Source organism: Nocardia amamiensis NBRC 102102, assembly GCF_001612745.1.
GTDB lineage: Bacteria > Actinomycetota > Actinomycetes > Mycobacteriales > Mycobacteriaceae > Nocardia > Nocardia amamiensis.
Window position 1 is genome coordinate 34,118 of record NZ_BDBA01000026.1, and the last position, 10,104, is coordinate 44,221.

The 10,104-nt window shown below is 70.5% G+C and carries 7 protein-coding genes; 4 read left to right on the forward strand and 3 right to left on the reverse strand.

All coding sequences use genetic code 11. The features are described from left to right. Positions 1–40: 40 nt before the first annotated feature. The 3 genes from NA4_RS07565 to NA4_RS07575 form a co-directional block, all read right to left on the reverse strand. Positions 41–1,405 (reverse strand): DUF5685 family protein, encoded by a 1,365-nt coding sequence (locus NA4_RS07565; RefSeq protein WP_245671172.1) that lies wholly within the window; start codon positions 1,403–1,405, stop codon positions 41–43. 52 nt (positions 1,406–1,457) lie between these two features. Further along, complete coding sequence (locus tag NA4_RS07570) at positions 1,458–2,057, reverse strand: TetR/AcrR family transcriptional regulator (RefSeq protein WP_040784738.1); 600 nt, start codon at positions 2,055–2,057, stop codon at positions 1,458–1,460. Between the two features lie 239 nt (positions 2,058–2,296). Further along, positions 2,297–3,457, reverse strand: coding sequence for a glycoside hydrolase family 3 N-terminal domain-containing protein (locus NA4_RS07575; RefSeq protein WP_067466122.1), 1,161 nt, complete (start codon positions 3,455–3,457; stop codon positions 2,297–2,299). A 237-nt stretch (positions 3,458–3,694) separates the two neighbouring features. Here NA4_RS07575 and NA4_RS07580 point away from each other — a divergent pair, with 237 nt between their 5' ends. The 4 genes from NA4_RS07580 to NA4_RS07590 all read left to right on the forward strand — a co-directional run bounded on the left by NA4_RS07580 (position 3,695) and on the right by NA4_RS07590 (position 10,034). Beyond that, positions 3,695–4,183, forward strand: a complete 489-nt coding sequence (locus NA4_RS07580; RefSeq protein WP_157128877.1) for a universal stress protein — start codon at positions 3,695–3,697, stop codon at positions 4,181–4,183. Positions 4,184–4,237: 54 nt separating this feature from the next. Further along, positions 4,238–5,332, forward strand: a complete 1,095-nt coding sequence (locus NA4_RS07585; protein ID WP_067466125.1) for an isochorismate synthase — start codon at positions 4,238–4,240, stop codon at positions 5,330–5,332. A 174-nt stretch (positions 5,333–5,506) separates the two neighbouring features. Further along, positions 5,507–5,677 carry a DUF2613 domain-containing protein gene (locus NA4_RS38775; protein ID WP_084496880.1) on the forward strand — a complete coding sequence of 57 codons (171 nt, stop codon included), beginning with the start codon at positions 5,507–5,509 and terminating at the stop codon, positions 5,675–5,677. Then, a complete protein-coding gene (locus NA4_RS07590; protein ID WP_067466128.1) occupies positions 5,658–10,034 on the forward strand; it encodes an alpha-(1->3)-arabinofuranosyltransferase domain-containing protein in 4,377 nt (1,458 codons plus the stop codon). Before NA4_RS38775 ends, NA4_RS07590 begins: the two co-directional genes overlap by 20 nt. Positions 10,035–10,104: the final 70 nt, after the last annotated feature.

Here is a 10,104-nt window from a genome sequence, read left to right on the forward strand (position 1 = left end):
CGGCTTCGCCTATTTCACGGCGCTTGCCTTCGGCCCGCGTTCAGCAGTCGCAGCCACAATCGCAGTTGCAGCAGCCACAGTCGCCGCAATTGCAACAGCCGCAATCACACTCGCCGCAATCGCCGCAATCGCAGTTCTTGATCCAGGCGTCTTTGCGTTCGCCGGTGCAGGGTTGCGTATGGTCGGCGCAGCAGGCATAACCGGTGCAGTAACCGCCCAGGATGAGTGCGAGGGATTCACCTATTCCGGGGCGGCGGGTCGGTGGACGATGACCGGTGCGGTGCATGCGCGGACGGACTTCGGCGTGCGGCAGCTGGCCGGGGGTCAGCTCTTTCGCCCGCAGTCCTGCGGTGTCATGCGAGATCGAGCAGGTGTGCGCGGCCAACGTCCCGAGGCCGCCGCCGATCCTCCGCAGCACCGAGGTCAGCGGGTCGAGCAGCATCCAGCGTACGGTCGGCACCCGGCTCAGCTCGGCCGCCGCGACAGCGGTGCGCAGGCGCGAATTGGACTGCCGCAGCAGGTCATACGCCTCGGACAAGGTTGTTCCGGTGGCCGCGAGGGGGTTGAAGTTGTCCCGAGCCGAGTCCTCGTCATAGTCCGTGACGGCGTCGGCCAGATGCGCGATCCGTCCGAACTGCCACCCCGCCTCGCGCAGGGCTTCGACATTGTCCGGACGATCGGCCAGCACGGCGGTGTGGGCGAAGAACGCCGACGCGCACAACTGAGTGGGTGCGGTGAGCCGCTCCAGCGGATCGGCCGATGGCGCCATCGCCGATTGCCAATGTGGGGAGCTGACAAGCGATTCCGGCATGAACCCGCCCATATGCGGCCCGGCGGCACGCGAAGCACCCACGGCGGCTAGCTCTTTCGCCTCCAGCTCCAGTCGCACCTGGGCGTCGAGCGCGGCGACCAGAGGCTCGACGTCGAGACCGATCCGCGCGGCGCCCGCGCGTGCCTCCCCCGCCCACCGCGCCGCCGCTTTCGCCAGCGGCCTGCGCGCGAGCGCGACCACCTCACCGTCATCCACGTGATCCCGAATCTTCGCAGCCGCCAACAACAATGATGCTGTGGTGGCGAGCTGCACGCCGGGCGCGTCCGCGGTGACCACCGACGCCCGCCGCATTCCGCGCAGGGGGCACGGCGCGGCCGTGGTGCGCGACGCCGAACCGGACTGCGCCTCGGTGAGCATGCTCAGCACCAGCGCGTCCTTGTTGGTCGTGGCGCGGGCGAGCTGACCGTGCCCGTCCCGCAACCCGAGACACAACCCGCACAGATGCGCACGCCATTCCGTGCTATCGATCCCATACTTCTGAGCGCCGTGCGCGCACGGCCTGAGCAACCCGAACACTTCCGCCCCGTTCTCCCGGCTCGCCCGAATGAGCCGGTCCGCATTTGTCGAACTCACGCACTCTGGCAGGAGGGCGGCGCGGAAGCAACCGGACTGGGCAAAAGCCGGGCTACTCGGTCTTCTTGCGGCCCGCCAGACCGCGCCAGGCGAGGTCGTCGAGGAGGTCGACGGCTTCGGCGACCTCGATCCGGCCACTGGCCAACCGGTCGGCGATGGCCTCGCCCGCGCCGATCACAGCGACCGCGACGACATCGAAATTCGTTCCGGGCTCGGCGTGCTTGGCGCTGGACTCCAGCAGTTTGGCGGTCAGTTCGATGACGCGCTCGCGGGCGTTCTCGATCTCCGACGCGAACGCTTGCTGACCGATGGCCTGCCGGTAGAGCACCTGCCAGGAGCGGCGATTGCGGTCGACGAAGCCGAGGAAACCCTCCAGCGCGGTGCGGACCTGCTCGTGCGGTGACAGCAACGGGTTGCCCGCCGGTGCGACGGATTCGATGAAGCGCATCCCCTCGCGCTGGATGCAGGCGCGGAACAGTTCGTCCTTGGAGCCGTAGTACAAATACAGCATCGGCTTCGAGATCTTCGCCTCGGCGGCGATCGCGTCCATCGAGGTGTCGTGGAAGCCTTTACGCGAGAAAACCTCCACCGCGGCGTCGAGCATCTGCTGCTCGCGCACCGCCCGCGGAAGTCGCTTCGTTCCGCCTGCCATCCACTCTCCTACCACAGGTGAACCTCATATATTACTCCAAGGTAAGTTCCGGCGGTCCGATTTGCTCACCGGTCGCCCGACTCGGCCGTGCGGCTGCCTCTTCTTCGCTCGGCCCGGCGCATAAGCGGCTGCCTCGAGAGCCTTCGCTCGGCCCGGCGCATCACCGGCTGCCTCGCCTTCGCTCGGCCCGGCGCGGGCTGTAGGCGGGCGTCGGCCGGCAGAGTCCTGACGCGGCTGCCTCAGCAGCGCGGCAACGTACCCTTGAAAGCGCCCATCCGCAGCACCGAGGCATCCACCTGCGCCATCGGCAGGCGTCCACTCGACACCGCCTGCTCCAGCCGGTCGAGCACCTGCGGCACCGCGTCGGTGGTGATCCACAGGGCGTTGTCGGCACCGGCGACGAGTGCGGCCTCGACGGCGTCCTCGATCGACATCCTCGCGGTGATGGCCGCCATCCCGCCCAGGTCGTCGGTGAAGATCGGTCCCTGGAACGGCGCGGCACCGTACCCCCGGCCCTCGCGCAGCAGCGTCATCGCCTCAGGACTGATGCTGGCCGGGACATCAGGGGTGGTCAGGCCGGGCACGTCCAGGTGGCCGACCATCACCGCCGCACCCGAGCCGATCAGGTCGCGGAACGGCACCAGGTCCACGGTCTGCAGCTGCGCCAGCGGCGGTGTGCGCACCGCGCCGGTGTGCGAGTCGCCGGAGCCGGACCCGTGACCAGGGAAGTGCTTCATCACCGTGCCGACACCGACCTCGCGCATCGCCCGGATGTACGCATCCGCGTAGCGGGTGACCACGGCGGGATCATCGGAGAAGGAGCGGTCGCCGATGACGGTGTCGTCGGGCTGGGAGCTGACGTCGATGTCAGGGGCGAAATTCACCGTCACGCCGACGTCCTTCAGTGCCTGCCCCCTGGCCAGCGTCGCGCTGTGGAACTCCTCTGGGCTCATGGTCTGCGCCGTGACCCGCGCGGACGGCGCGGGGCCGATCAGGTCGCGAACGCGGGAGACGCGGCCGCCCTCCTCGTCGATGGTCACCATCAGCGGAACCTTGGCCGCCTCCTTGACCTGTGTGATCTCGCCCGACCCGAGTAGCGACTGATCGGTCCATCCGCCCACGAAGATGCCGCCGACCTGCTCGGTGCGCACCACGTTCGTGGCATCGGCCGCGCCGGTGACGCCGACCGTCAGCAGCTGGGCCAGCTTCTCGCGGGTGCTGAACTGCGCGAGGTACCCGGCATTGCAGTCCGGCGGCGCCGCGGTCGTGACCGGGACCACGGCGGTCGTCGCATCCGGGGTGGGGCTGCCCGGCGACGCCGAATCGGAGGAACCGCCGTTCGAGCAGGCGGTCGCGACGGCGGCGAGAATGGCGAGGACGAGCAAAGGCGTCTTCCGCATAGAGGTCAACCGTACTCGCCGCGGCGTGGGTGACCGCAGCCGCTGGGTGCTTACCGGGCGGGCAACTCGCTCACCGACGCACACTCACCACGCTGTCGATCGTGCGGTCCATCCGAGCGGCGAGTCGGTGTGACTCGACCGAATTCATGCAGGTGGGGACGGTGACGCGAGCCGGTTCGGGACGGCCCGGCGGGGTAGTCTCTTGGTATCGCCGTGCGTCTCCCTCAGGAGGTCAGCGTGCCCTGCGATCTGATGCTCATCGCCTACGACGGTTCCGAGAACGCCAAGCGCGCCATCGAATACGCCGGGCGGTTCCTCACCGCGAATCGAGCCATCGTGCTGACCGCGTGGGAACCGATGGTGCGTCAAGCCGCCCGTCTCTCCGGGCTGTCGGGTGTCATGCAACCGGAATGGGTGCCCGACGACCAGATCGAGGACATCGCGTACGTCGACGCACGCGCCGTCAACGCCGAGGGCGTGCGGCTTGCCGAGCTGGCCGGCCTGAACGCCGAGGCACGCACCGCGGAATGCACCTCGACGATCTGGAACGCCATCGTCGACTGCGCCGACGAACTGGACGTCGACATCGTCGTCGCGGGCACTCGCGGCGCCACCGGTATCCGTGCGCTCCTGCACAGCAGCGTGGCCGATGCCGTCCTCAAACACTGCCACCGCCCCGTCCTGCTCGTCCCGCCCGGAAAGAATCCTGAGCCGCGCGGCTGGTGAGACTTGGGTCGCTCGAGGGCGATAGGACACCGATGCCGGGGTTAGTTTGGTCCCATGGATGGGTTCCTGCTTGCTCGCGCCGACGGGGTTGTCCGGGGATACGGGAGCCGGGTCGTCTTCGATGACGCGCAGCAGGCGGCCGCGGCGCTGCGGAAGGGCAGCGCGGAGTTCGTGGTCGGCGCGCTGCCCTTCGATCCGCGCAGGCCCGCCGCCCTGACTGTGCCCGAACGCACCGAGCACACGGCAGGCCCGTGGCGGCCCGCCGCGCTGCCCGACCTGCCCGCGGTCCGGGTGGTCGCCGAAATACCCAGCCCGGCAGAGCATGTCGCGCGGGTGACGAAATTGGTCGAGCAACTGGGTGATCCGGCGCAACCACTGCGCAAGGTCGTCGCGGCGCGCTCGGTGCTGCTGGAGGCGCAGTTCGCGCTCGACCCGGAGGTCGTCGCCGGTCACCTGCTCACCAGGCACCCGCACGCGAACGTCTTCGCAGTCGACCTGACGCCCGCGGGACGCACCGGGGCGAGCCTGGTAGGGGCCACGCCGGAAGTGCTGATCGCCCGGCACGGTGACGCGGTCACGCTGCGTCCGCTGGCGGGCACGCTGCCGCGGCTGCCCGACCCGGACGCGGACGCAGCGCAGGCGCGAGAACTGCTGGCCAGCACCAAGAATCGGGATGAGCACGCGTTCGTGATCGACTGGATCAGGGATCGGCTGGGACCGATCTGCGCCGAACTGTCCATACCGGACAGCCCGGAGCTGATCAGCACATCGGACGTATGGCACCTCGCTACGCCGATCAACGGACGCCTGCGCGACACCTCGATCACCGCGCTCGACCTGGCGATGCTGCTGCACCCGACGCCCGCGGTCTGCGGCACCCCGACCGACCTCGCCCTGGACACCATCGCGCACGTCGAGGAAGACCGCGGGTTCTACGGCGGAGCCGTCGGCTGGTGCGACGCGGACGGCGACGGGGCGTGGATGGTCGCGATCCGCAGTGCGGAACTATCGGCCGACGGGCGCACGGTGCACGCGTACGCGGGCGGCGGCATCGTCGCGGCCTCCGACCCACACGCGGAGCTGGACGAGACCACCGCGAAGTTGCGCACCCTGCTCGGCGCGCTGCACTGCACGCTCCACTCGAAGTGATACTCCGAATGCCGGTGCGGGCCTGTGTGGCCGGTCACATGCAGGTCAGCGTGTCGGCAGCGCAGATCCGCGGGACAAGTCGATCGGAATTCCGCGGGCTGAACGCATACAAATACCGGACGTCCTGCTAGGTTGACCGGGAACGTGCCTGCATCGACGTATTGGAGTGCCCCGATGAAGTTTGCTGTCCCTGGTGTTGCGAGTGCGGTCGCGGGCGCCGTGCTGGGCGTGATCGGTGTTCTCCTCATCACCATGGCCGTGCAGCAGAACACGCGACCGGAAATCGACCGCAGCGGCGACAAGGACTCCTCGCTGCTGAACAACGTTGAGTACGGCAGCCGCTGACCCGCTGACCTCCCCTTCACCTGCCGACTCGCTCGGATCTTCCGCGGCGCCGGGGCAGCACAGCACCGCGCCGCTCGGTAGACGCTGGTTCGCCGCGACCGTCGTCGCGGCGTTCCTGCTGACCTTCGCGCAGGCGCCCGGACAAACGGTCGCCGACACGAAGTACGACCTGGCGCAGAATCCGCTCGGCTTCCTGGAACGCGCGAGCCATCTGTGGAGCAGCCAGGCGCCGATGGGCCAGGTGCAGAACCAGGCCTACGGATACTTCTTTCCGCACGGCGCGTTCTTCTCGCTGGGCGATGTGCTCGGCGTCCCCGCCTGGGTGACCCAGCGGATCTGGTGGGCGCTGCTGCTGCTCGCCGGATTCTGGGGGATCGTCCGGCTGTGCGAGACGCTCGGCATCGGCACGCGCGGGTCGCGCGTCGTCGCGGCGATCGCGTTCGCGCTGTCGCCGCGGGTACTGACCACGCTCGGCTCGATCTCCTCGGAGACGCTGCCGATGATGCTGGCCCCATGGGTGCTGCTCGCGCCGGCCGCCCTCGGCATCGCCCACCGGAACCGGCGGCGCGGTGGAGCCACCTCGCCCGCGGGCAGCGCGCTGGCCTTGGCCCTGATGGGCTCGGTCAACGCGGTGGCGACGGCGGCAGCTTTTCTGCCCGCACTGCTCTGGTGGGCTTCCTACCGGCCGAACCGGCGCTGGTGGCGCTTCACCGCGGCCTGGATTCCGCTGCTCGTGCTCGCCACGTTCTGGTGGGCGGTGCCGCTGCTGCTGCTCGGCAAGGTGAGTCCACCGTTCCTGGACTACATCGAATCCTCGGGCGTGACCACGCAGTGGGCCTCGCTCGGCGAGGTGCTGCGCGGCACCGACAGCTGGACGCCGTTCGTCTCGCCGGAACGCATCGCGGGCGCGGTGCTGGTGACCCAGCCTGCGGCGGTCCTGGCGACCGGCCTGGTGGCCGCGGCGGGCATGGCGGGCTTGGCCCTGCGGTCCATGCCGTACCGCGGCAGGCTCACGCTGATCCTGTGCGTCGGGCTGGTCGGCATCTGCGCGGGGTTCGTCGGCGAGCTTGGCGGGCCGTTCGCCGAGTCGGTGCGCGTCTTCCTGGATTCCGGCGGCGCTCCGCTGCGCAATGTGCACAAGCTGGAGCCACTGATCCGCATCCCGCTCGTGCTCGGTTTGGCTCAGCTGCTGGCGCGGGTGCCGCTGCCTGGCTCGGTGCCGCTGCCGGTCTGGCGCGGCGCGTTCGCCCATCCGGAGCGCGACCGCGCGGTCGCGGTCGCGGCGCTGATCCTCACCGCGCTGGCCCTGTCCACCTCGCTGGCCTGGACCGGCAAGCTCGCGCCGCGCGGCGCCTACGACCGAGTGCCCGCCTACTGGCAGCAGACCGCAGACTGGCTGCGGGACAATGCCGCCGACACCCGCGCCCTGGTGGTGCCCGGCGCTCCGTTCGGCAGCCAGGTCTGGGGACTGACCCGCGACGAACCCCTGCAAGCGCTGGCCGGCACGCCGTGGGCGATTCGCGACGCGGTCCCACTGAACCCGCCCGGCACCATCCGCGCCATGGATTCGGTGCAGCGGCTGATCGCCGACGGCAGGCCCTCGACGGGGCTGGCCCCGACGCTGGCCGCCCAGGGCATCGGCATCGTGGTGCTGCGCAACGACCTGGACCCGGAAACTTCCCGATCCACGCGGCCGATGCTGGCCCACCAAGCTCTGGACGGCTCGCCCGGGCTGACCAGGGTCGCCGAGTTCGGCAACCCGATCGAATCGCTGGTGATCGCCGACGGCCTGGTGGCCGATGGCGATCTGCGCCCGCCGTACCCGGCGATCGAGATCTACCGGGTGGACGCGCGCGGTCCGGGAACGCCCGCCGAGGTGCGCGGCGGCACCGGCGCACCGAAGGCGTTCCCCGGGGCGTACACCGTGCCGCTCGGCGACATTCCGGTCGTGCAGGGCGGGCCGGAAGTGCTCGAACGACTGCACCGCGACCCCGCTGCCGCCGAGACTCCCACCATGCTGGCCGCCGACGCGACCCGAGCCGGGCTGCCCATCGGCCCGGTGACCGTCACCGACACCCCGATGGACCGGGAAGCCGATTTCGGCCGGGTGGACAACCACAATTCCGCGCTGCGGGCTCCCGATGACGCGCGCCGCACGCACAACCTGGTCCCGGACTATCCGGTGCCCGGCGCGGAGCTGGTGCGCGGCGAATGGTCCGGCGCGACGATCACCGCGTCCAGTTCGGCAGCGGACGCCACCCAACTCGGCGGTGCGGCGCCAGGAAGCTCGACCGCGGCCGTCGTGGACGGCGATCCCGCCACCGCCTGGATCAGCAGCGGCATCGAACGTGCGCTGGGACAGTGGCTGCGGCTGGACCTCGATCGCCCGCTCGCGACCGGGCAGCTGAGCCTGACCACCAGCTCGGCCGCCATCGGCGATCCGGTCAAGTGGATCGAGGTGCGCACCGCCAACGGCACCGTCTCCGCCCGCGTGCCCGAACCCGGTGCGCCGGTATCGGTTTCGCTGCCCGCGGGCAAGACCGACTGGCTCACCATCACCGCCATTCGTACCGAAGGCGGCTCGCGCGGTGGGCAATTCGGTATCAGCGAACTGACCCTGGACGACTACTCCGAGCGTGACGCGCCGGTCCGCGTCGACATCAGGCATCGGACGGTGCTGCCGCCCACCCCGGTGGGCGCGCAGGTGCGCGCGTGGGATCTGGGCCAGGAATTCCCCGGCCGCAGCGCCTGTTTCGACGCGCCCGACCGCGTGCGGTGCAGCAAGGGCCTCGCGTTGGCGCCGGAGGAACCGGGAACGTTCCAGCGCACGCTCGAGGTCCCGGAACCGATGACGGTCACTCCGGAGCTGACCGTCCGGACCAGGCAGGGGCCCGCGCTGGAAGCGCTGCTGACCGACCGCGGCCGCCCGGTGGCCAGGGGCAAGGCCGATGTCGGTGACCTGCGCGGGGCCGCATTCGCCGCGACCGACGGCGATCCGCGCACCAGCTGGACCGCACCGGAGGACTCGGTCCGCAATCCGACCGGCGGCAGGCCGACACTCACGATCGAGCTGCCCGAACCCGCGCTGGTGACCGGCTTGGAGCTGACCCCCTCGCTCGGCGGCCTGCCCGCGGCGCCGACCTCGGTGACGGTGAATCTGGGCGACGGCCCGCAGGTGCGCGAGCTGAAGGAAGCCGAACCGGGCACGCCGGTGCGCGTCGCTGTGCACCCCACTGTGACCGACCGGATCGAACTCAGCATGCGCACCTGGCGACCCGTGCTGGACAAGACCGCGCTCGGATTCGCCCAGACCCAACCCTCCGGCCTGGCGGAGGTGACGGTGCTCGGACCGGAGTACCCCGAGCCCGCGCCGCTGGATCGTGCACTCACCGTCCCGTGCGCGCTGGGACCGACGATCGAGGTCGGCGGCCGGACCCTGGCCACCACGGTCACCGCGACCGCCGCCGAATTGCGCTCCGGCGCACCCGTTCCCGCTCGTGTCTGCACCGATGCGGCCGAGGCGCCGGGCGAGTTGTCGCTGTCGCAGGGCCGGGTCGACGTGTCGGTCGGGCCGACCGATCTGTTCTTCGTGGACCGTCTGCGCTTGGACCGCACCGGGACTGGACCTTCCCCCGCGCACGGGTCCGACGCGGGCACACGGTTGCTCGTGCTGCCCCTGAGTACCAACGTCGGTTGGCATGCGACCACCGCGGACGGGCGGGTGCTCGAGCCGGTGGTGGTCGATGGCTGGCAGCAAGCCTGGCTGCTGCCCGCCGATGCCACCGGCCCGGTCACCGTCTCGTTTCCGGTCGACCGCTGGTACCGCCTGGGCATCTTCGGCGGTCTGCTGCTGCTCATCCCGCTCGCCGTTCTCGCCATTCCACGTCGCGAGCGCACGACAAAGCGACTGGATGGCGCCGCGGCCGACCACACTCGCAGGGTCTCGGATGCACTTGCCACCCAACCGGACTCGCCGGCGGGTGCACCCCCGGGCACCTGGGGTCGGAAGTGGATGGGCGCGACCGGACTCGCCGGTGCGACCACGTTGATCGCGGGGCCGGTAGGGGCGGTCGTCACGGTGATCGCCTTGGGCGCGACTCGTTTCAGGCCGCGCCTGGCCCCCCGAGCACTCGTCGTCGTGGCGGGTGTGGGTACAGCGTTGTCCGCCGCCGCGCTGTCCACCGGCCCATGGCGCTCGCCCGACGGCTATATGGGCGGGTCGCTGCTGGTGCAGTTGCCCGCACTGATCGCGATCATCGCGGTGGGAATCGCGGCGCTGCCGCAGCGCGAAGACCGGCCGGACACCAAAGGGTCGGCTGAGTCCGGGGACGAGACCGGCCGACCGGCCTCCGATTGACCGTTCCGCGACCGGCCACCTCGGCGCGGTCACCGCGCTCAGCGGGCGCGGCTCGCCCCTGGCGTTCGGC